Genomic DNA, 22340 nt, shown 5'->3' on the forward strand with positions numbered 1-22340 from the left:
TATGGAGAGTTGGGCAGAGAACTACACCGTGTTCTTCGGCGGTTCGCGCAGAACGAGCTTGTAGGCATAGATCAGACCGCCAGCCTCAAGCTCGCTAACGTTGGTGATCGCAAGCAGAAGATCGTCGACCACAACGCCCGCGGCAGAGGCGAAAAATGTATTCGCTGAGCCATAGCTCAACAAACCGGCAAGTGCTTCCACCGCTGTTGCGGAGACCAGTAGCTCGCGGCGCTTTGCTTTGTCCCCGACCATCGTTGCAGTCGATGAGCGGAAGACGACAGGAGTCAGCTCAACATCCTGAAACTGTGGTGCAGCAAAGCCAAGCTGCTCTCCGGGATCGACAGCGTTCGCTGGCGCAGGAATGCGTAACAGAACAGAACGCGCGCCGGAGCCATAAAACATCGCATCGGTCATGCGGCGCAGCGCAACTACATGCAAGGGAGTGGTCATCGCAATCACCCCATCCTTTCCGCAACGTAAGGACGCAGAAGCTGCTGCACCTGATCATCGAGGAGCGAGCCGCTAAAGTACTCCATCTGCATGGTGTCGATGCGGCTGCTCTTCACGTTGACCGCAGGTGTTGCCTGAGCATTCTTAACAATCTGCGCACAGGCCACCTTGATCGCCGGTGGAATGACATCGAACCCGGAGGTATAAGTCACCTCGACTTCGTTGTAGTTAAGGCCGAAGAAGTTCGACGGAAAGGTAAGTTCGGCTGCGGCCAAATCGATATCGACACTCGCGGGATCGAGCATGCTCCAGCTTCCCGGCACCGCGAAGGCATAGGCCACCTGTTCACGAAAAAGATCGGGCATCTCTCCACGCCGTGGCCGCGTATAACGCACGCGCACCTGAGTCAGAGGAGAGCTTGCTCCATCCGCTGCGGCGAGCGGACGATAACTGAGACGCACACTCTGCGCTCCAGGCGCGAGGCGCATCCTCTCGACATATTGTGTAATCAGCAGGCTGGGCCGACGGCAATGAGCTTCCATCAGCGCCGAAGCCGCGGTAACCAGGTCGTCTGGTGTTTCGGCGCTCAGCCCGTACTGCACGTACTCTGTTGGCGACAAGTACCCCACAACACCTCCTTAGAAAAAGAGACAGGAACCGGACAAATGCTCCGGCTCCTGTCTGCCCTCAAAACCATCGAACGACTGCCTCGATTTAGCGGTCGACGAGAACTTCGCAGTGAGCGTAGCTGGCGCCCTTGACGACAAGTCCACCGAACTTGACCACGACATACTGCGAGGCCAGTGAGCCGGGAACCCCGAGCTGGAAGACGCGTGGGTTCGGATCGCCCAGCCAGTGGTACTCGATGAGGTCTTCGGTGACGATGTATGCGGGCAACACCGCTGTGCCTGAACCTGGTGTTCCGCTGTAGCCGAGTGTCCACTCTGGAATCAGAGGCAAATCGCCAGCCTGGGTCGAAAGCGTCTTGACGCTGAGCCCTGCAGCGATCTCCTTAGTGGAGAGAACAACGTTGAACTCCTGCTTCATCTCGCGATCGATCAGATCGAGCAACACAGGATTGGCATAGATTGCCGTAGGACGAACACCATACGACGTGTTCGAAAGCATCTTCGCAACTGTGGATTTCAATTTATCGACGATGCTATCGGAGGCCGCAACGGTGATGCTGTTGCCGCCAGCGGAGATCTGCGCAGTGGCGCCGAAGTATTGCGGCGTGGTTGGCGTGCTGAGGCTATTGTCGGTACCGTTCCACAGTGCAATGTCGTGCGTGCGCAGAACGCCGTCAACCGTGTCGGCAAGGTCCTTGGCCTGCAGATAAGCAAACTGCGACTGCTGCTGACCTAGCTCAAGATCGAAGAGGTTGTAATTGATCTGCGAGACCAGTGCCTTGAGAGGAACGCTGCGCTCGACGCGGGTTGGCGTAACAAGCGGTGCGACAATGTTGCGCGGATCGACGAAGCCGGAGGCAGCGGTCGGGGCCGGGATCGCCGTCTCCTCGAAGAAGCGCGAGGGATGACCCGTTGCTGGAACCTGCTTGATGCGACGGCCGAAGATGCCGCGACGCTGCACCAGATCGGTGATCTCGGACTGGTAGGCAGGAACCTCAATCGCTCCTGGCCCGAGGAAGTCGGCGGCGGCATAGATCTCAGTAAACTTCGCGTTCATGATTCTCCTTTTCAAAAACGAAAGGCGTGGCTCGTGGCCAACGCCTTTGGGTAATGTGGTGCGGTTCAGAATGATGGAAGACTTCTGTCGTTAGCTGAGCAGTCCAGCTCGAAGCAACCGCGCCTTCACGGCGATACGCTGCTCCAGGCTGAGGCTACCGAGCGCGGTATCGAGCGCGCCGGCATCGAGCGAGCTTACGGCGACTCCCTGCTTGGTGAGTAGTGTGGCCATCTCGGCAGGGATCGTCTTCCTGCGATTTATAACTTGTTCTGGAGCTTTTTCTGTTGCTGCGGCTTCCAGCTCGGCAATCCTTGCCTCAGCGGCAGCCAGACGCTCTTCGAGAGCGGCCTCGACCGTGGCAGAGATGCGCCCAATGGTCGTCTCAGCTGCATTCTGACGTTCGGCCAGGCGCTCCATTGCCTGCTCCAGCAACACCGCAGCGGCTGACAAACGAGCTACAGTCGATTCAAGCTCAACACTCTGTTCCAATTTCTCCATCTCCATTGGTTCCTCACTTGATTTGATTGTGTCCACCCACTGATAATCCTGATCTACGCCTTGATGGCGGATGCCTGCATCTGCTGCACGTTCAAAATGGCGACGACAGCAGAAACGATACTGGCGATGTAATTTGAATCGGCAATGATACCGGCTTTTGCGAGAAGCGTGGCCACGGTCCGTTCGGTGAGAAGCAGCACCTCAGCCAGCTTCTGAGGGCCGGTTCCACTTTGCGCTCCGCTGGCAGCGTACTTCTGCTCGATCAACAGAACAGCGTTCTGGATCAGCGTGGTCGCGTCGAGAATTTCAACGGCGATAGGCGCTGCTGAGGGAAACAGCAGCATGACCAGTTTTTCGACCGGCACTGCGTAGGCCAGCGCCCACTTCAATCCCTTGGCGAAGCCCTTGCCGATGGCTTCGAGTACACCGATAAAGCTCATGAGTTCTCCTTTGGTGTTTGTCATAACTAAATGCGAGGATTTCTCCACTTCGCTGCCGCCTAATGGCGTTCTCTTCGGTCGAAATGACGCTCTTCTAAGCCGTCGCTAATTTTCTTCGGGCCACGGGACGCCTCACACGAAAGCTGGTGTTGCGGTAAGCAGCCTTCTCGCGCAGCAAAATCGCGGCTCCGGTGAAGGTGGCGCGAGTCACAGTCCAGACGGAGGAGTGCATGTCGGCAACATGCGCGTCAGCGAGCTCGTAGCTCATCCCCATGGAGTCGGAGGCATGAAGTTTCTCTTCCAACTCAGGAAAGTCGCGCGCAAAGAGATAGCCGGAGACCGTGAGGCGATTGCCTTCGATCTCAGCGGAAGTGATGATGCCGCACTTCTGGCGAGCATTGTGGCCGTCCCATCCGGCCTTGTAATCGACTGCCATGCCGAGCAGACTGGGAAGCGCCTTCTCCGCCGCGCCGCGTGTCAGAATGACCCGGTGACCTCGCGCTCCATTGGGAGCCTTATCGCTGGCAACATCGAGCAGCGTGAGGACTCCTTCAAAGGGCAGCCGGTTGGGATGGCCGTGCACGACTGGAAACTCGACGGCCATCGCGTGAAGCTCCATCGCTGTACTGCGCTGCGCACTGGCTGCACGGCGATGGCGAAGTGTTGGATGCATGGGTTCTCTTCTCCCTTCCTGTTGGTAAGGATTCGTTCCTTAAAGCAAAACGGGAGAAGCCCGTTGGCCTCTCCCGTCTTCAGTCTTGATTACCTTTCCAGAATATCAAGTTGCACAGAGTAAATCCGCAACTTGGAGGGCAGAAAAAACTTCAATCACAACAAGGGTTTAGGGCCTATGGGCGGATTTCCACCTCTTGACAAGCCACGAAGGGTTCCAGCAGTTTGCGTTCGAGGAAGAGCGTCGTCAGCAGATCAAGTGTGCGCTCGTAACGACGCACCAGGGTCCAGACCGGCAGATGAAACATCTCGGCGGCTTCGCCCTGCGTGTACTCCTGCAAGGCAATGCGGGTGATAAGGGCGTTCTGTTCCAGGTCGAGCTGCTGAAGACATCGGCTGACGTCGTGAACAAAGATGACCACATCGTCGAAGCACTGCACGCGATACTGCGTGACTTTGCCGCGAAACATCTCCCGCCCCAGGAGAGAAGGAGCGCGTCCCGCCTCCATGGAGAGCTTCATGTAACGGCGCAGCAGGCCCTCGGTGTACTTCCGATAGAAAGCCACCTGAGGCAGAGTTTTGGGAGCAGGCTTCTTTTTGGCGGGTGCGGGTGTTTTCTTTCGTTGAACCGCTGCGGCTTCGATGCGTGGCAGAACAACAACGGCTGCGCTCATCGTGCACCTCCTGCGGCAGGTTGGATTTTGCAACGCGAAGCTCGTCGTACACCTGGTTTCGATCCGCGACGATTTCTTTCCCTGGGAGCTGGGAATTCGGCCAGGCGAGAGGCGCAGTGCCGGCAGTAGATTCCCTTCGTTGAGGCGCTCCGGAGCCACAGGGCTCCGCAGCCTTCACATACTTTCAGATCCAAACGCAAGTACTTCATGTAAGTCCCTTTCAAAGCGTACGTCTCCCCTGGCGGGCCTTGTGGTTTCAGTGGTCGAAAGGGCTCGCCCAGGATGCTATGGAGTGACGGCGTCTAATGGGAAGAGGAACTCTTCACCAGGCGCCTGGCCTCAATTGGTTTGGTTTCTTCATACAGCAACAACCGACCTTGGGATTCTTGACCTGTTTCCTCTTCCCCTGGCGAGCCAAAAAGGCACGGTTACGCGTTCCCCGGAGAAGATTTCTCCGTTGCAAGGGCGCCTTTCGGCTTTCCGGCGAAGAAGGAAAGTTTCAAGGTTATAGCTTTCGACAAAGTTAAAGTCAACTGGAATCTTTCCTCAGAGAAGCAAGAAAGATAAATCCATATTTCCTCTAGGATTAGAAGAGATACTGGTTGCACAAAGCTAAATTTTCGCCTAATCTTCGTCTTGCGAAATGATATTTAATTCCAGGAAAGTGATCTGAACATGAATTTCCAGGACCTTCACGAGCTCGTCCGGCAGGAGCTGTTACGACGCATCGAGCGTGGCACACTCACAGGCAGCCGCCTGGCGCAGCAGGCCGGGTTTCAACAGGCCCATATATCCAATTTTCTTAACAAGAAGAGAGCGCTTTCGCTGGAGGGTCTGGACCGCGTAATGGAAGCGCAGCGGCTGACGGTGGAGCAGGTCCTTCCGCTGGAGCTGGCTGGAACTTCAATGCCCGGAATTGAAGAGCAACGCGAGGAGCAGATGGAGGTGCCGATCGTCTCGTCATCAGCGGCAATGGACGATATGCAGATTGCGGCCTCGGAGGTGATCGAAACGGTGCCCATTTTGGCGGCGCGGCTGAGGGAGAACAGAGCCAAGCCCGCTCCACGACGAGGACAGTGGGAACGCTTCGTTGCAGTGCGCGTGGACGCACAACAGGCTGCCGCGATGGCGCCGGTCCTGGCCTTAGGGGCCTTGGCAATTGTAGATCGGCACTGGAACTCCCTGGCGCCGTATCGCGCGAACCAGCCGAACCTCTACGCAATCCGGTCGGGCTCAATGCTGATGTTGCGGTATGTGGACTTCGATGAGCGACACCTGATCCTGCGACCCTTCCTGCGAGAGTTTCCGGTGCAGCTGATAGGACTGAAAGAGGGAGAGAGTCCGGCGGATTACGTGGTGGGAAGAATCTGCATGGTGTTGGCGGAGGTGTGAGAGCCTGCATCGTGTAATTTATGAGCGTAAGGATCATGACTTAGCGCGGATCCACCGATCACATCGATTGGAAACGAATAGAGGGTTACCCGTGCAATCCTTGGGAATTCGCGGCCGTTTCTGCCCAACTTGGTAAACTTAATTAATGCTTGGAAAGTTTTATGCGAAGTGGATGTACGCCTGGGAGACGGCGCTGACCACTCGCGATACGAACCGCATTGTGCGGCCCCTGGAGTGGGGAGAGGACTGGCTCGAAGAGTTTGTTGCCAGCGCAGGATTAAGTGAGGCGGACTCAGAATTTGAACGCATGGTCCGGCTTAATGAAGCCATCGTTGGGCGATGCGAAGAGTTCTTCGGATACGAGACGCCGACAGACTACAGGCTGGAGCTTCGCTACCCGCAGCTCTTTCCTACGAATGTACGACCGGAGACCCTGGAGCAGGAAGCTGAGTACATCCGTCAGGAGGAGACGGGCGAGGGTGTACGGGCAGAGTTTCTGCGCTTCACCTCACCGCTACGGACGCGCTATCCAGAGAACGATATCGTGAACGCGCGGTGGTATCCGGCTCCTGCCCATAAACAACCTGGCAGGCCAAAACAGGCGATTATTGTCATGCCACAGTGGAACGCCGATGCCTTCAGCCACAATGCGCTCTGCACATTGTTCAACCGCTTCGGCATTTCGGCGCTACGGCTCTCGAAGCCGTATCACGATATTCGCCGGCCTGCGGAGCTGGAGCGCTCGGACTACGCAGTAAGCTCCAACATCGGCCGCACTATCGCTGCGTGCAGACAGGCCGTAATCGACATTCGTTGCTGCATCGACTGGCTGCAGCAACAGGGTTATGAGCAGTTTGGCGTGTTGGGAACAAGTTTAGGAAGCTGCTACGCCTTCATTGCCGCGGCGTTCGATCCGCGCCTGCAGGTGTGCGCCTTCAACCACGCCTCAACATGGTTTGGCGATGTGGTGTGGACGGGACAGAGCACGCGCCACATCCGCGCAGCGTTTGAGCAGGAAGAACTGACGCAGGCCGATGTGCGGAAGGTGTTCACTTCGATCAGCCCCATGTCGTACATGGATCGATTCGCCGCACATCGCAAGCAGGTCCTGGTGATTCACGCGACATACGACCTGACGTTCATCCGCGAATTTTCGCTCGATGTGCTGAAGAACTTCGATCGGCTGGGAATCGACTATGTCTCGAAGGTTCTGCCGTGTGGGCACTATACGACCGGCGAGACGCCATACAAGTACATGGATGGGTGGTTCCTGGGATCGTTTGTCTATAACGCCTTCAAGCGGCTTCGCGAGGAAAAGACCGAGGTAAACCAACCCGTATCGAGCCGGGTGGGTGAGCTTCGGTAGCTCACAGCAAGCCTAGCGCACGGCAAGACGAGAAGGTGGCGGCTGCGTCTCACTATGTCCTTCGCGAGCCCGAGCCAGTAAGGCCATCGTGCACGCAATGGGGAGTCCCATCACGTTGAAGAAGCAGCCTTCGATGCGCGGAATCCATCGAGCAGCATATCCTTGGATTCCGTAAGCTCCAGCTTTATCCATCGGTTCGCCGCTCGCAATGTACTGATTCAGTTCATCCTCGTGAATCAGATCGAAGTAGACCTGCGTAATTTCAACCTCGCTGAAGAGCCCTCGCAGCGAAACGGCAGCGATCCCTGTAAGAACCTGGTGCGTACGTCCGGCCAGCATACGCAACATACGGCGCGCATCAGCAGGATCGATAGGCTTACCGAGAATCTCGCCATCGCAGACGACGGTAGTATCGGCCCCTAAGACGACGAGATCCTGCGACTGTTCTGCTTTATGGTGCTCCCATACGGCCTGAGCCTTTTCGAGCGCGAGTCGCTGGACGTAGGTCGCCGGAGCCTCACCAGGCTGGGCGCTCTCATCGACGTCGGAAGATTCGACAGTGAAATCGAGCCCTGCGAGTTGAAGAAGCTGGCGGCGACGCGGCGAAGATGAGGCGAGGATCAGCATGGCATTCGAAAAAAATGAACTACACTCGATGCGTGCGTCGAGAACAAGTCTTGACGTATCGAATCAAACCACATGATATCTCAGGCAGCAAAACAACAGTTTTTCGTGAAGATACAGCGCGGCATGTGCAGGATCGCATTCCTTCTATGTGTTGGCCTGCTGCTTTCTCCACATCACGCCATTGCGGATACCTCTGCTGCGGCGTTGTTTGCAAATGGGACCGATAGCTATGCATGTTTTCGCATTCCAGCGATTGTAAGAACGCCAAAAGGAACCCTGCTCGCCTTCGCAGAAGCACGTCGGCATAACTGCGGAGACTTCGGCGAAGTTCGTATCGTGATGCGCAGCAGCCGCGACGAGGGAAAATCCTGGAGCCCTTTGACGACCGTAGCGACAAATGGCGAGTTACAGGCGGGCAATCTGGTACCCGTCGTGGACACCAGAGATCGGCGCTATCCCCGCGGCCGCATCTTCCTCGTCTACTGCACTGGGAACGCTTCAGAAGCTTCCATCCTCAAAGGAGAGGGCGCGCGGCGTATCTGGTATAGAACAAGTACCGATGAGGGCCTTACATGGGGCACTCCTGTGGAGATTACAGCCAACGTGAAACTCCCTTCGTGGCGTGGCTATGCGACGGGCCCTGGCCATGGACTCCAGTTGATGCACGGGCAACACGCCGGACGCATCCTGATTGCCGCAAATCACTCCGAAGGGAATCCGCAACCGCATGACCACTCCTATGACGCACACGCGTTCTATAGCGACGACCACGGCCAAACCTGGCACCTTAGCGATTCCATCCAATGGCCGGGAAGCAACGAAAGCACCGCCGCAGAAGCCGCTGACGGCGTTGTTGTCATGAACAGTCGCGACCAGAGTAAAGAGACTAGCACGCGCATTCTCGCCATCTCAAACGATGGCGGTGCACATTGGGCATCAACCTTTGTCGCAAAGGAACTGATCGATCCCGCCTGCGAAGGCAGCATGCTCAGTTATCGCTACGGCAAACGACAGGTACTCCTCTTCAGCAATGCGAGTGATCAAACCCAACGCATCAACCTGACGATCAGCGCTAGCTTCGACAACGGGAAAACGTGGCCAAAGCGCACCGTCATCGAGGAAGGCCCAGCGGCATACTCCGACATCGTCGCGCTAAAAGGCAAACAACTAGGCGTGCTTTGGGAACGCGGCAACGACGGTGGAATCTTCTTCACCGCGCAGCCAATTGATCCTCTTCTGCGCTGAGAGCCTACTTCGTTTTGGCGACAGTAACGTGCGCCTCCATCACATGCGTGGAACGCGGCGCAAGTGTGACGGTGTTGGGAGCAGCATTGACGGTCTCCACACAGATCAGCTTCTCCCACTCATCGGGCCCGAGGTCGGGTAGCTCACGCCAGGGATTGAAGACGACGGTCGTGTTGGAGTTCTTCTTTTCAATGGCGATCGAACGCTTGCCAGCCTTGTCATGAATCGTGCAGGTGGCGGTGGTGTTGGGATAGACACGATCCGTAAAACCAGTGGGAGTAAACGGAGCGTTCGCAGCTGGCTTGAAGCGGAAGTTGTCTGTCTTATCGATGTAGCCGGTGGGCTCAAGGCCCGTGACCATGACCTCACGGACATCAGCCACTTCAAAATAAGTATGCAGCGCCTCTTCAAAGACCAGGGGAGTTTCAGCTTCATTCGCAACGGCAAGACGCATCGTCAGTGTCCGGCCGAGGATCAGTTCAAAAGCAAGGCGAAAGTGATCGAAGCCCATCTGTCGGCTCAACTCCGTTGGACCGAGTGTGAAGGTCAGGTGAAGATCATCGCCTGCAAGCGCGGCAAAGCTCAGTGCCCAGTCCTGTATGCGCGCAAAGCCGTGTGAAGGACCCGGCTTGCCTTCGAAACGATCAGCCTTCGAATCCGTCGCGAACCATGGGAAAGCAATCGGCACGCCTCCACGCATGGGCTTCCCAGGGGCCATGTCGCTCTTCTGGCTCATGTAGAGCACAGGTTGTTCGCCGACAGGCTGCCAGTGGGCGAGATGAGCGCCCTGCAGATAGATTGTGGCGCTGGCGGCAGGCGCGGTAACGATGGCCCGGGTAAGTCCTTCGTGTTGGTCGAAGCGGAGGACGCCCGCAATTCCGAAGTGATCGTTGAGCTGATTCAAATCCATATCTGAACCAGTGTAGCTGCTTATGAAGAACTCAGAAGAAAAGCTCTACTTTTGCACTTGGGTTAAGGTTTTCAAGCGCTCTTTATCCAGCTTCAACACTAGATTCACGTTACGGTCAGCCACCTCGGCAACCTTATACTGTGACGCCGTGCCCAGCACCTGTGCGATCTCCGAAGGAGTCAGCTTGTAATCATCCTCAAGCCATGAAGCCATGTTCGATGTTGCGGCCCGAAAAGCATCATCGAGCGACCCTGCGATTCCGGTGGCGATGATCGTGGACCCATTCTCCACCCGAGGCTGTGGCGGACGCTTTCCGGGAATAACATCGACCGTGACCTCAACGTCCATCGAGGTCTCGAGAGCATTGCCATTCAACTCGCCATCGCCCTGCGCAGCGTGGCCATCGCCAAAGTAAAGCAGGGCCCCGGGATTGGACACAGGCAGGTAGACCGTCGCGCCTTCCGTGATCTCGTTGAAGTCCATATTGCCGCCATAGTAGCCGGAGTCTCCCGTAGGCGGAGGAGCCTGCGCAGGCCCTACTGCAGTGGCGACACAACCCAGCATGGGGCGCAGCGGAATCGTGTACTTCGCAAGATGCTCTGAAGGTTTCTCTGGAGTGGCCGTTCCTGCTGCCGTATCGAGATGCCAGCGGATTCCTTTGCCGTTGCCCTTTACTTTTACTGCAAGATTGCTATCGGTCGCGCGGTCCACAAGGGCGTCGTCGCTTCCTGCCCAGTCGCGATTCAGACGAAGGCGATTGATATGGACCACCAACGTATCTCCAGGCATCGCCGTTTCAACGTAGAAAGGGCCAGTCTGCGGATTGCCGCCAAGCACGCGTCGAACATTGTTGCCATCGACTCCCCCGGCATCGACCGTTGTCGTATGGATCGTATCGCCAGGATTGATGCGGAGGACAGGCTTGTTCAAAGGAGAAAACTGGCGATAGAAGATTGTAGGCGCGAACTCATGGCGTTGCGGCGCAGCCGTAGAACGCGCCGGGGCCAGCACCGCCGTGAAGGTGTACTTGAAGGGATGCGCCAAATCGTCTCCTCTGGTTTCAACCACATCGCCATAGAGTGTCCCGTTCTCAAGCCGGCCTGTAGCTTCCTCTGTGCCTCCATTCCTGTCCTTTGCAAGGAAGTGATACTGGCTGCCATTCACCTTACCTTCCAGGGGATCGCCGCCAAAGGTTCCCTTGAGCCCCTCCTCTTGTTGATTGAGATCTACTTTCAAATAGAGCGGCGTGCCAAAGAAATCAAGGGTCGCGAGCCATTTGCCTGCAAATGGAGTCTTCGTCGCTGGCACCTGCGCATAGACAAGGTTCGCAGAAAACAAAAAGCTGAACAGGATGAGACATCGTTTCATAAGAAACCCTCCGATGGTCACGTTATACGAATAATTTCGTATAACACAAGACGAATCGTCACTTTTCTGCTCATCGATCTAATAGATCAGGCTTTCGGGAGCTGGCTCGATTGCTCGTCTAACTTGTCGCTGCGGCAATTCCGGTCATCACGATCAGACCGAACAACCACCATCCCACGACGACCGCAGCGGCTTTTCCGCGTGAAACCTTGGCCACAATTGCCGTTCCGATGACGAGCAGTGCGAGTACCCACAAACCGATCACATCGAAGAAGCTGAGCAGGCTGCGCAGCCACGGAGCCGCATCGGGCACGTAGTAGGCGAGGTTTGTGCCCACCGGGTTCTGCATGTTGTAGCTGTCGATATTAACGCCGGCCATTAACAGCACAATCGCCAGCAGACCGCTGATGAGCTTTGGCAGCGAGGCATACATCCACACGGCGAACATCTGGCCGTAGGTTGTCTGCGCACCCAGGCCGAAGTTAAAACTCACCCAATAGAGAAGCGCGGCAGCAGCAACGAAGATGAGGATAAAGACAAACGAGTAGTAGCTGGTATAGCGATATCCCTTCTCCATTCGAAGCAACTGCGCTGCTTTCTGCTCTGGAGCGAGATTGTTGAACCGGTCTTCCTGCTTCGGGCTCTGGTGGATCTGGTTTTCGGCGACACGCACGAAGCCAACCTGCTTATCAACAGCGAACGTTGCGCCCACTGTAATCAACAGCATCAGGATAAACGGGAGCCACCAACTCGCGTTGCGCAGAATGTCGGTAAAGGTCTTTGAGGGTGCAACGAAGACATCGACAACGCGTTCGACTTCACTCAGCCCTGCATCCTGGCTACCTGCCACCGTTTCCACAGTCATCTGCACACGCCTTCCTGGAACTAGGATCTCAGCTGGAAAACATCGCTGGAGGATTTTAGCTCGAAAACCCGCGCAGAGTCAGCGATTTATTCGCTGCGAAGTGTTACCGCTGGGTCCACGCTGATCGCTGACCGGGCTGGGATAAGTGTCGCCATCAGGCCAACAAAGATCAACAGAAGGATCACCAGGCTGTAACTCAACGGATCATACGGACCAACGCTGAACAACAGATGTGACAACATTCGCGAGACCATCAGTGAGAGCGCCAACCCCACCAGAGTTCCACTTGCAATCAGCCGCAGACTTCTCCCCATCACCAACCGAAGAATATTGCTCCGCGTCGCGCCTAGAGCCATCCGTACTCCAATCTCCCGTTCGCGTTGCGCAACAAGGAAGGAGAGCAGGCCATAGAGCCCGATAATGGCCATCGCCAATCCTGTGATGGCAAAAAGGCTTACCAGCACGGTCTGGAATCGCGGCTGATCTTCCAGGCTGCTTACCCGCTCTTTCATTGTTGCGATATCGATCGGCAGGGTTGGATCCACCGCAGTAATGCGAGAGTGAACCCACTGCACTGTCGTTTCAATCGGTGCTGAACTACGGACAACAAAAATCACCGTCCGGCTCCAGACGCCATGCGTGTCCCAATGGTCGGAGCCGTAACGCCGGAGAAGATAATATTCGGGAACAGTCTTATCGGTTAGACCGCTGTTCCTTACATTGCCTGCAATTCCAATCACCGTATACCAAGGGGAATCCGGATCAAGCTTACCGAACCGCATTCGCTCTCCCAAAGGGCTCTGCCCTGGAAAGAGACGTTCTGCAAGAATCTGGTTCAGAATGACGGGGCGTTCACTTGAGGTCACCTCATCTTGGCTAAAGCCCCTGCCCTGCAGAATAGGAATCTCCAGTGTAGGAAAGTATCCAGGGGATACCCATCGGGATGTAATCACTTCACCTGCTCCTGCTGTCACAGGCGGCTTGCCCGCGACCACAACCTGATTGAGGCGCCCTCCGTTTTGATTCGGCGCAGGAGGGAGAGAATCGGTCACAGCAACAGCACTCACACCCGGACCGTATCTCAGTTGATCTTCAACGGCTTCAGAAAAATGCGCTTGGCCTGCAAGTTCCGGATATTTGTGTACTCCAAGCGTTACCCTTGCCGTAACGGTGTTATCCACGCGAATCCCCATCTGTTGATGGTCGAGGTTTCGGAAACTTCGCACCAGCAGCATCGCCACTGTCAGCAAAATCATGCCTGCAGCAATTTGACCTGCCACCAACAATTGCCTCACAGAGGCATGCGTCATTCTCTTCTCCGCGCGCCCGGTCAGCAGCTCTGCATTCGGCCGCTGCAATGCCGGTATCAGACCAGAGAAGATTCCACAAAGCATCGAAACCGCAAGGGTAAAACCAATCACCCTGAGATCGAGTTGAGCCTTATGTACAAACGAAAGTCTGGCAGGAGCAAGGGCAAGAAACAACCGCAACAACCCCTTAGCAAACAGATAACCTGCTACAGCACCGGCGATCGACAATAGCATCGTCTCCGTCAACGTTTGCCAGAACAATCTTGCTTTGCTGGCCCCCAAAGCCACCCTTACCGCCAGTTCTCTTTGCCGCGACGTGCCTCGCGCCATCAATAGACTCGCCACATTGGCACACGCGATCAGCAATACCGAGATGACGGAACCGAACAGGACCCAGGCCATCAACCGTACATTCTGTGTCTGTATGTCACGCAACGAACGTACGCTCAGATGGATATCCTTTCGAATGTCTGCGGGGATCTGTTTGTTTGCGTCATGAAACAGTGGTTCCATTGCAGACCACGCCTGTTCCAGACTGACTCCAGGCTTCAAGCGAGCAAATACTCTCCTTGGAGATCCATACCCGCCATTTGCACTATGATCGGCAACCTCGTCGATCATAATGGCGCGGAGTACATCCACGTTCTGTAGACGAGGCATCTCAAACGATTGGGGAAGAACACCGATCACACGAACCGGTTTGCCATCGATCTGGATCGTCTTGTTCAGGATCTTCGGATCAAGGTTGTAATGCGTGAGCCACAAGCGATACGAAATCAGTGCGACATCGGGACCGCCTGGACGAGCTTCCTCCGGTAAAAAATTGCGCCCGAGAACGGGCGTTATGCCGAGCGTGGAAAGGAAATTCCCTTCCACAGGCTCGCAGTCCAATTGCACGGGAGTGCCTTCTGTAAGGTCGCACTCGTGCGGCCCCGTCGCTTCGGAAGTTATCTCCTCAAATGGCTTCTGATTATCGCGCCAGATGTAGTAAGTATTCCCCATCAGAAATCCTTGGGTTTCAAGCGAATGCACCATTCCGACGGACACGAGCTGATCCGCATGTTCATACGGCAGGCTGCGAAACAGAATTCTGTCTACTACGCTGAAAACCGCGGTCGTCGTTCCAATGCCAAGCATCAGCGTGGCCACAATAGTCAGCGCAAATACCGGATTCCTCCGAAAACCACGAAGAGCATACCGCACGTCTTGAAATAATCTTTCGACCCAAAAGCCAGGGCGGCTCTCGCGACATTCATCTCTGGCTCGTCCCATCGCACCGAATGCGATTCGAGCTTGCCGACGCGCCTCTTCCGACTCCATACCTTGGGCAAGGTTTTCTTGCGTCTGCCGTTCCAGGTGAAATTGAAGCTCTTCATCCAGCTCAACCTCTTCGTTGCGCCGGATGATACGGCGGAGTAAAGCTTTCCATGCGCTGAACATCTCCATGGTCAGGCTCCCTTCAGAACCAGGGCGATGGCCGAGGAGAGACGCTCCCAGTTTTCCAGTTCCGCCTCAAGCTGCTTCTTGCCTGACTTGGTGAGCGAATAGAACTTAGCGCGACGATTATTCTCGGACTCTCCCCACTCCGCCTGAATCCAACCCCTGTACTCCAGTCGATGCAGCGCTGGATAAAGCGACCCCTGACCAATCTGCAGCACATCTCGCGAAATCTGCTGGATGCGTTGCGCAATTCCCCATCCATGCATCGGTTCCAGAGCAAGAGATCGAAGAATCAGCAGATCAAGCGTGCCTTGCAGAAGATCAGAAGACGGCGGCATGATGACTCCCCTTGATGATCGACAAGAATGCTCTTGCCTCCTGTCGAATGTCAAGGGGAACTTTAGCCTACTCGATGATGACGAGAACTTCTCCCGCATTGACCGTCGTATCCGCTAAGGCTGCGACCTTCACAACGCGACCTTCCTTGGGAGACTTCAGCTCGTTCTGCATCTTCATGGCTTCAATTACGATGATGCCCTGCTGCTCGGTAACCTCGTCTCCCTCTTTGACGAGCACGCGAACAACACGCCCAGGCATAGGAGCCTTTACAGAGCGCACTCCCATAGCTCCTTCATTCCTATTGCGGCGGCTTCGCAACGACCGCGGATCGTTCACTGCGAACTCTATTCGGCGGCCTGCAACGATTACAGCATCCCCGTCGAGGACGCATCGATACTGTTTCCCTTCGATCGCCAGCGAGAGCACTCCTGGACGAACCGCACAAACATCCGCATTGATAGGTTTTCCATCCAGCGTGCACGAGATCGAACCTTGATTCGGGAGCTGTGCAGGAAGATCAATACGCTTTTGACGCCCCTCAATCTCAAGCCAAAGAGTCATGCACGTACCCCTTCGCATCGGCCTGCAGTAATCCAACGGCTCTCCGCTGCCCCAGCGGTCGGAACAGAGACCTCACGCTGTTGTGCAGCAAACAGCGCTGCTGCAAGTACAACGACCTCTTCAGGCACAGCCGCTCCCTCCGAGACAGGGGCAGAGGCCAAAAGGCGTTCTAGGTAACTAGTATCGATACGCGCCGCACGGAAGTCTTCGTCAAGCAGGATGCGCTGGAAAAACGCAATGTTCGTTCGAATCCCCCCGACGACGTACTCATCAAGCGCACGAAGCATTCGCCTAATCGCAACCTCGCGCGTAGCCCCATAGCTGATCAGCTTCGAGAGCATCGGATCGTAATCCAGAGGAACGTTCCATCCTTCATATACACCACAGTCTTCGCGAATCCCCGGACCTGAAGGCTGCAAGAGACGCGTGATCCGCCCCGGCGAGGGAAGAAAGTTGTTCTCTGGATCCTCTGCATAGAGCCGGCATTCGATCGCATGGCCGCGAAGATGAATGTCCTCCTGCCGCAGGTCGAGCGGTTCACCCATCGCTACACGAAGCTGCATCTGGACGAGATCGAGCCCGGTGACCATCTCCGTGACCGGATGCTCCACCTGAAGGCGCGTATTCATCTCGAGGAAATAGAAGTTCTGCTCGGCATCGACCAGGAACTCCACCGTGCCTGCGCTCACATATCCCGCCGTGCGAGCGAGTCGAACCGCCGCTTCGCCCATCCTCCTGCGCAGGTCCTCACCCACAACGGCCGAGGGAGCCTCTTCGATGACCTTCTGATGGCGCCGCTGCACCGAGCACTCACGCTCACCCAGATACAGACAATTACCGTGCTGGTCGGCCATTACCTGGATCTCGATATGGCGAGGTCGCTCGATCAACTTTTCGAGATAGACCTCGCCCGAACCGAAGCTACGTTCGGCCTCACTGGAAGCAGTTGCATATGCTGAAGGAAGATCCGCGGCAGAAGTGACTGCGCGCATTCCTTTCCCCCCGCCCCCGGCGGCCGCCTTCAGCATAACCGGATAACCAATCTCTGCCGCAACCTGTAACGCTTCTTCTACATTGGCTAAACCAGTCACACTGCCAGGAACGCGCGGCATCCGAGCAGCATCCGCCGCCTGACGCGCTTTGGTCTTCGAGCCAAGCGCACGCATCGCACTGGCGGGAGGCCCAATGAATGTGATCCCCGCTGACTCACAGGCCTCCGCAAACGATGCATTCTCCGAGAGGAACCCATAACCAGGGTGGATTGCATCCGCCCCGACCTTCTTAGCAATCTCGAGGATTCGGTCGCCGCGCAGATAACTCTCCGCTGCAGGAGCTGGCCCAAGACGATAGGCTTCATCGGCATAAGTCACATGGAGTGCCGCCCGGTCCACATCGGAGTAGACGGCTACCGTCGCCAATCCCATCTCACAACAGCTCCGCATCACGCGCAGCGCAATTTCACCACGATTGGCAATCAGCACCTTTTTCATGCGGGCATTGTAGCGAGATTGAGCAATCGAATCTATGGCAACGAAAAAGGCCCCGCGAAGGGCCTTTTTCATTTCGAAACGATAAGACTACTGGAGAGTAACGCCACCCTGCGTCTTCTCTTCCTTCTTCTTCTCGTTCTCCTTGCGAGCGCCCATGGCCTTCTGGCTCCAGTCGTCGGCCTTCGCCAAATCATCCTTGCGGGCGCTGTCGTTGCCACACTCAAGGTTCGCCTTCTGACGATAGGAGAGATTCAGGTAGGACATAGCATCGTCGTAGGTCGGATTCAATTCGACGGCCTTGTTGAGATACTCAAGCCCTTCGGCAACCAAAGCCGTATTGCTATCCTGCAGCTTCTGGCAGGCAGCTTTGCTCTTCTTTACGTTGCCGTTGCCATCGTCGGTCATCCCCTCACCAGCAAGCACGGTACGAACGTTCTGATAGGCCTGCATCCAGTCCACGACACCAACGGTGTAATAAGCTTCAGCATCTTTAGGATCCAGAGCGATGACCTTCTTCTGGTATTCCTTCGCCGGCTCAAACTTCTTGGTGTTGAAGTTGATGGAGGCGATCTGCTTGAGCGCTGTTATGTCGTTCGGGTTGTTGGCCAGAACCTCTTGAAATCCTTTGAGCGCCTTATCCGCAAGGGCAAGATTCTCCGGAGTATCCAGGTTCGGAACGACCTGGTAGGAGTAGGCAGTTGCCAGATAAAGTTTTGCATCCGCGGAAGTGGGATCCAGGCTGATTGCGTTCTGGAAATGATTCACCGCTTCTTCATAGCGCGCATTTTTGAATGCCTGTACACCTTTTACCAGCTGGTCGCGTGACTTCAAGCGGTTGCACCCGGTTACAGAACCAAGCATCAGCGCCAGCAAAGCAGCCGTAACCGGAATCCGTGCGGTCAATTTCATGGGACGTGATATCTCCTTCAAATGGGCGCGTGTCGTCTGTGGACGGTAAAAATGATAAAACAAACGAGATTAATGCTTGCCGGTTGATTGTAAAGGTATACCGCTATCTGTGACTAGAGGCGGATGCCCTATTCCGACGATTCTTTCGAATATTCTCAGTACCAAACCTGAAGCGCAAACTCAACGGGGGCACTCAGGAAAAAGTAAATCTCTTCTCCACCGAAAATGCAAACGAATCGGGCGGCCGCTTTTATAGCCGGACCGCCCGAACAAAACTGGCGCGAGACCTGACTATTTACTGTCCTGCTTCGACTCGCGGAGTAATCAGACCGATATTGTCTACTCCAGCCTGATGGCCATAGTCAATCACTTCGGCAATCTTGCTGAAGTCTAGGTCCTTATCGCCCTTCACAAACATGACCTTTTCCTGGCGGGCCGAGAAGATCTCGACGAGCTTCGGTTCGATATCCTGTTTGTTGAAGGATGTCTCATTGATCTTGTACGAAGGAGCACCAGCGCCATTCGACAGGACCTGAACCACGATCGTCCGATCATTCGGCTGATCTTGGGTCTTATTCTTCGGAGGCTGCGGCACGAGCGTATCTAGTCCCTTCGGGGTCACCGGAACGATAACCATGAAGATGATCAGTAGCACCAGCAGCACGTCGATCAGCGGGGTGACGTTAATCTCGGAGACTGCTCCGCCTGAACTTCCAGCTGACATTCCCATAACAAACTCTCCTGATACTTCATCCTGGAGATTCCAGGCATCAAACCTTTAATTTCCTGTCGTACTGACAGTCTCTTCACGCTTTTCAGTCAGCAGCCCTAGCTGGGATACTCCCGCAGAGCGGATGCCATCCACAGCATCCATCACCTTGCCGTAATTGGCACGTGCGTCGGCCCGCATGTAGACCTCTTTTTGAGTCTTGTTTTCGAGCTTCGCCGAGATCTTCGGTCCCAAATCATCGACGGTGACCTGATCACCGCCGAGGAAAATATGGCCATCGCGGGTCACTGCGATCGTTACAGCATCTTCCTTGTTGGCATCTTCCATCACCACGGCCGAATCGGTCTTGGGAAGATCGACGTTCACCTTGTTGTTCAGCATGGGAGTGATCACCATAAAGATGATCAGCAGCACCAGCATCACGTCCACCATCGGGGTGACGTTAATGTTGGAGTTTACCTTGCTCCCCTCGTTTCGCGTTGCCATCGCCATAGCTTCTATACTCCGTCCGGATTCGCCGCGTTCCTGCTTCAGCGATCAAACCAGCGGAACAACCTTTTCTCTTGGTTTCCCTGGATACATTCAGTATCCAGGGAAACTTTCGAGCTGTGTCGTTCTCGCAGGGTATCTCAGTGTTTACCGGTGGCTCTGCTTGATGAAGTAGTCCACCAGCTCAGAGGAGCTGTTGTCCATCTCCACGTCAAAGGCCTCGACCTTGCCGGTGAAGTAGTTGAAGGTCATAACAGCCGGGATGGCGACGAGCAGACCGAAAGCGGTCGTTACGAGAGCTTCCGAAATACCGCCGGCAACCGCTCCGATACCAGAGGTCTTCTGCGTAGCGATCTGCTGGAAGGCGTTTAAGATACCGACGACGGTTCCGAACAGTCCGATAAAGGGGGCCGTCGAACCGATGGTCGCCAGACCACCCAAACCGCGCTTCAGCTTCGCATGAACGATCGCCTCAGAACGCTCGAGTGCACGCTTGGAGCTCTCGATCTGCTCGTCGGTGATTGCTCCGCCCGAACCGAAGCTGCGAAACTCTTGCAGACCGGCGGTGACCACCTCGGCGAGGTGCGATTTCTTGGAGCGATCGGCAACCTTGATCGCCTCATCCAGACGCCCATCCTTCAGTGCGCCGGCAACCTTCGGCGCAAACTCGCGGGACTGCTTGCGGGCGGCCGAAAAGTACAGCGCACGATCGATGATGACAGCCAGCGACCAGATCGACATGATGAAGAGAATGATGACGACCGCGCGGGCCAGATTACCCATGTTGCCCCAGAGCTGCAGAGGGCTGAATCCTACCTGCTGCTCTTGGAAGAAGAGGGCAAGCGAGGTGGGCACATGAGCCAGATTTGTGAGATGAGCGAGAATCACAGAATATTCCTCCTGGTTGGAACTCTAACCTTCGTACTGCACGCTCGAAAACTCCTCTGATGAGGTGTTCACGAGGAAAACATTGTCGTCTCGAACCGCCCAAACCGCAGGCGGCCCGCATGAAAGAACCTAGCCGCCAAAGTTGAAGTTGACGGTAATCGTGGTTTCCACCTCAGTGGGCTCCCCATTCAGAACGTAGGGCTTGTATCTCCAGTTCCGAACGGCATCGAGAGCGGCAGCCCGCAACATCTCAGGACCGCTGATCACCTGAAGGTTCTGGATCGTTCCCGCCTTCGAGATCACCGCATGAAGCACCACGGCGCCTGAAACGTGAGCGGCCTTTGCAATCGGGGGGTAGATCGGCTTCGGCTGAGAGATTGCCATACCGGCAACAACACCGCTCGAAACGCGAACCGGGCCCTTGGGCTTCTCAACCGCCTTGACGACGGGAACAGGAGCCGTTCCGATTCCACCCATTACTCCGCCAGGAACACCAGAACCGGATCCCATACCGCTCATACCGGCAACACCGGCCATCGTCGGAGGAGGCGCAGCCTCTTCCTTCAACATCTTGATGTCCTTCGGAATCTTGGTTGGAGCATGCAGGCCCTGGTCGATCTCCGAAACCATCTTGATTGGCTTAACAATCTGCTGCGGAGGGGGTGGGGGCGGAGGGGGCGGGGGTGGGGGCGGAGCCGTAAGCATGGCGGTCATCGCCGTCTTCGGCAGCGCCTCGGGATACAGCAGCGGGATCAGGATCAGCGTTCCAAGGATCGCTCCATTAAAAGCAAAGGTTGCGATCATCCAATACTTGGACTTGGTCTTGATCCTGCCACCGGATTCCATCAATGCGTCTTCAAACATATCCAGCCTCGCGAGGAAGAGCTATTTGTCTATAGACACCACAGCTTTTCCGTTTGTTCCCGATTTAAAGACTTCTTTCAGGAAAAAATTCTTAAGCCTTTACGCGCCGGCCCGTGGGGAGCGTCGCGCCCTTGCCATGCTTCGTCCGCCACTCCTGGTAAGCCACCAGCATCGGTGATGCCACCGCGATCGACGAGTAAGTTCCGATCAGGATTCCTACCACCAGGGCAAAAGAAAACCCATGAAGGACTTCGCCGCCGAACAGATACAGACTCAAAACCGTAAGGAATGTCAGCCCCGATGTCAGCACCGTTCGGCTCAGGGTTTGATTGATTGACTTATTCACAACATCACCCAGCGACTCCCGGCGAGATGTTGCCAGATTCTCGCGAATCCGATCGAAGATCACGATCGTGTCGTTCATTGAATAACCGATCAGCGTCAGGAGAGCCGCGATCACTGTCAGAGTGATCTCCTTGTTCGTCAGACTGAAGGCGCCCACCGTAATCAACGTGTCGTGGAAGACCGCAATGACCGCCGCCACACCATAGATCAGCTCAAACCTGAACCACAGGTAGATCAGCATCCCGATCAACGAGTAGAGTGTGGCCAGCAAGGCCTGCTTCTGCAACTGCTTACCCGCCGTGGGCCCGACGATCTCAACCTGCTCCACGGTCGCCTTCGAGTCGTGGTAGTCCTTTGCCAGCGCGCCCTCGACAGCCTGACGCCCCGCATCGTGGGCCTGGTCGGTCGCCGAAGAGATCGGCAACGAGATGATGACCTTGTTCGCCGCATGGCCGCTAGGATCGCTGACGCGTTGGATAGTTGCATTGTGCACTCCACCCTTATCCATCGCCGCGCGGATGTGGTTCTCATCCGGCGTCTTGTCGAAGGACACGCGAATCTGTGTGCCGCCCGTGAAGTCTACCCCCTTGGGAATTCCATGCCAGAACAGGATGCTCAGCACCCCGACAATAGAAAAGATCAGAGAAAACCCAAGGAAATACCACTTCTTCCCCAGCCAGTCGATATTCGTATTGCGAAATAATTCCACGTTGCTTTTCCTTATTACTTCCAAAAACCTGTCATTCCGGCCGGAGTGAAGCGGGGTGTAGGAATCTGCTTCT

At 55.7% G+C, this 22340-nt stretch carries 24 protein-coding genes; 3 read left to right on the plus strand and 21 right to left on the minus strand.

Features of this window, described 5'->3' with window-relative positions:
• Nucleotides 1-21 precede the first annotated feature (21 nt).
• The 7 genes from H7846_RS00270 to H7846_RS00300 form a co-directional block, all read right to left on the minus strand.
• The gene (locus H7846_RS00270; RefSeq protein WP_186694257.1) at nucleotides 22-450 is read right to left on the minus strand and encodes a hypothetical protein; all 429 of its coding nucleotides are present in this window, start codon (nucleotides 448-450) and stop codon (nucleotides 22-24) included.
• A 5-nt stretch (nucleotides 451-455) separates the two neighbouring features.
• Nucleotides 456-1079: a hypothetical protein gene (locus tag H7846_RS00275; RefSeq protein ID WP_186694259.1), complete on the minus strand. Its 624-nt coding sequence runs from the start codon at nucleotides 1077-1079 to the stop codon at nucleotides 456-458.
• An 85-nt stretch (nucleotides 1080-1164) separates the two neighbouring features.
• Nucleotides 1165-2136, minus strand: a complete 972-nt coding sequence (locus H7846_RS00280; RefSeq protein WP_186694260.1) for a hypothetical protein — start codon at nucleotides 2134-2136, stop codon at nucleotides 1165-1167.
• Nucleotides 2137-2226: 90 nt separating this feature from the next.
• Nucleotides 2227-2634: a hypothetical protein gene (locus H7846_RS00285; RefSeq protein WP_186694262.1), complete on the minus strand. Its 408-nt coding sequence runs from the start codon at nucleotides 2632-2634 to the stop codon at nucleotides 2227-2229.
• A 53-nt stretch (nucleotides 2635-2687) separates the two neighbouring features.
• The gene (locus tag H7846_RS00290; protein ID WP_186694264.1) at nucleotides 2688-3074 is read right to left on the minus strand and encodes a hypothetical protein; all 387 of its coding nucleotides are present in this window, start codon (nucleotides 3072-3074) and stop codon (nucleotides 2688-2690) included.
• A gap of 94 nt (nucleotides 3075-3168) precedes the next feature.
• Complete coding sequence (locus tag H7846_RS00295; RefSeq protein ID WP_255460745.1) at nucleotides 3169-3747, minus strand: hypothetical protein; 579 nt, start codon at nucleotides 3745-3747, stop codon at nucleotides 3169-3171.
• 175 nt (nucleotides 3748-3922) lie between these two features.
• Nucleotides 3923-4420, minus strand: a complete 498-nt coding sequence (locus H7846_RS00300) for a hypothetical protein (RefSeq protein WP_186694265.1) — start codon at nucleotides 4418-4420, stop codon at nucleotides 3923-3925.
• Nucleotides 4421-5095: 675 nt separating this feature from the next.
• Between H7846_RS00300 and H7846_RS00305 the strand changes: the two genes are divergently transcribed.
• Both H7846_RS00305 and H7846_RS00310 read left to right on the plus strand, forming a co-directional pair.
• A complete protein-coding gene (locus tag H7846_RS00305; RefSeq protein ID WP_186694267.1) occupies nucleotides 5096-5812 on the plus strand; it encodes a hypothetical protein in 717 nt (238 codons plus the stop codon).
• 145 nt (nucleotides 5813-5957) lie between these two features.
• Entirely contained in the window at nucleotides 5958-7178 is a 1221-nt protein-coding gene (locus tag H7846_RS00310; protein ID WP_186694269.1) for an alpha/beta hydrolase family protein, read from the plus strand.
• Between the two features lie 12 nt (nucleotides 7179-7190).
• On the opposite strand, the gene H7846_RS00315 is transcribed toward H7846_RS00310, so the two are convergent.
• The gene (locus H7846_RS00315) at nucleotides 7191-7805 is read right to left on the minus strand and encodes a Maf family protein (RefSeq protein WP_186694271.1); all 615 of its coding nucleotides are present in this window, start codon (nucleotides 7803-7805) and stop codon (nucleotides 7191-7193) included.
• A gap of 123 nt (nucleotides 7806-7928) precedes the next feature.
• Between H7846_RS00315 and H7846_RS00320 the strand changes: the two genes are divergently transcribed.
• Nucleotides 7929-9050 (plus strand): sialidase family protein, encoded by a 1122-nt coding sequence (locus tag H7846_RS00320; RefSeq protein WP_186694272.1) that lies wholly within the window; start codon nucleotides 7929-7931, stop codon nucleotides 9048-9050.
• A gap of 4 nt (nucleotides 9051-9054) precedes the next feature.
• On the opposite strand, the gene H7846_RS00325 is transcribed toward H7846_RS00320, so the two are convergent.
• The 13 genes from H7846_RS00325 to secF all read right to left on the minus strand — a co-directional run bounded on the left by H7846_RS00325 (nucleotide 9055) and on the right by secF (nucleotide 22267).
• A complete protein-coding gene (locus H7846_RS00325; RefSeq protein ID WP_186694274.1) occupies nucleotides 9055-9960 on the minus strand; it encodes a D-hexose-6-phosphate mutarotase in 906 nt (301 codons plus the stop codon).
• 45 nt (nucleotides 9961-10005) lie between these two features.
• Entirely contained in the window at nucleotides 10006-11328 is a 1323-nt protein-coding gene (locus H7846_RS00330; RefSeq protein WP_186694276.1) for an acetamidase/formamidase family protein, read from the minus strand.
• Nucleotides 11329-11446: 118 nt separating this feature from the next.
• Complete coding sequence (locus H7846_RS00335) at nucleotides 11447-12193, minus strand: YIP1 family protein (RefSeq protein WP_186694278.1); 747 nt, start codon at nucleotides 12191-12193, stop codon at nucleotides 11447-11449.
• Nucleotides 12194-12279: 86 nt separating this feature from the next.
• Entirely contained in the window at nucleotides 12280-14949 is a 2670-nt protein-coding gene (locus tag H7846_RS00340) for an ABC transporter permease (protein ID WP_255460746.1), read from the minus strand.
• Between the two features lie 2 nt (nucleotides 14950-14951).
• Nucleotides 14952-15281, minus strand: coding sequence for a PadR family transcriptional regulator (locus tag H7846_RS00345; protein ID WP_186694280.1), 330 nt, complete (start codon nucleotides 15279-15281; stop codon nucleotides 14952-14954).
• A gap of 67 nt (nucleotides 15282-15348) precedes the next feature.
• Complete coding sequence (locus H7846_RS18050) at nucleotides 15349-15843, minus strand: biotin/lipoyl-containing protein (protein WP_304487884.1); 495 nt, start codon at nucleotides 15841-15843, stop codon at nucleotides 15349-15351.
• Nucleotides 15840-17285 carry an acetyl-CoA carboxylase biotin carboxylase subunit gene (locus H7846_RS00355; protein WP_370561414.1) on the minus strand — a complete coding sequence of 482 codons (1446 nt, stop codon included), beginning with the start codon at nucleotides 17283-17285 and terminating at the stop codon, nucleotides 15840-15842. Before H7846_RS00355 ends, H7846_RS18050 begins: the two co-directional genes overlap by 4 nt.
• Nucleotides 17286-17420: 135 nt before the next feature.
• On the minus strand, nucleotides 17421-18242 hold the full coding sequence (locus H7846_RS00360; RefSeq protein WP_186694284.1) for a tetratricopeptide repeat protein: 822 nt from the start codon (nucleotides 18240-18242) through the stop codon (nucleotides 17421-17423).
• A gap of 295 nt (nucleotides 18243-18537) precedes the next feature.
• Nucleotides 18538-18972, minus strand: a complete 435-nt coding sequence (locus H7846_RS00365; protein WP_186694286.1) for an ExbD/TolR family protein — start codon at nucleotides 18970-18972, stop codon at nucleotides 18538-18540.
• 48 nt (nucleotides 18973-19020) lie between these two features.
• Nucleotides 19021-19464, minus strand: a complete 444-nt coding sequence (locus tag H7846_RS00370) for an ExbD/TolR family protein (protein ID WP_186694288.1) — start codon at nucleotides 19462-19464, stop codon at nucleotides 19021-19023.
• Between the two features lie 144 nt (nucleotides 19465-19608).
• On the minus strand, nucleotides 19609-20349 hold the full coding sequence (locus tag H7846_RS00375; protein ID WP_186694290.1) for a MotA/TolQ/ExbB proton channel family protein: 741 nt from the start codon (nucleotides 20347-20349) through the stop codon (nucleotides 19609-19611).
• Between the two features lie 129 nt (nucleotides 20350-20478).
• Complete coding sequence (locus H7846_RS00380) at nucleotides 20479-21213, minus strand: energy transducer TonB (RefSeq protein ID WP_186694292.1); 735 nt, start codon at nucleotides 21211-21213, stop codon at nucleotides 20479-20481.
• Between the two features lie 91 nt (nucleotides 21214-21304).
• Nucleotides 21305-22267, minus strand: a complete 963-nt coding sequence (gene secF / locus H7846_RS00385; RefSeq protein WP_186694294.1) for a protein translocase subunit SecF — start codon at nucleotides 22265-22267, stop codon at nucleotides 21305-21307.
• Between the last annotated feature and the right edge of the window lie 73 nt (nucleotides 22268-22340).

It is taken from the genome of Edaphobacter sp. 4G125, assembly GCF_014274685.1.
Classification (GTDB): Bacteria; Acidobacteriota; Terriglobia; order Terriglobales; family Acidobacteriaceae; genus Edaphobacter.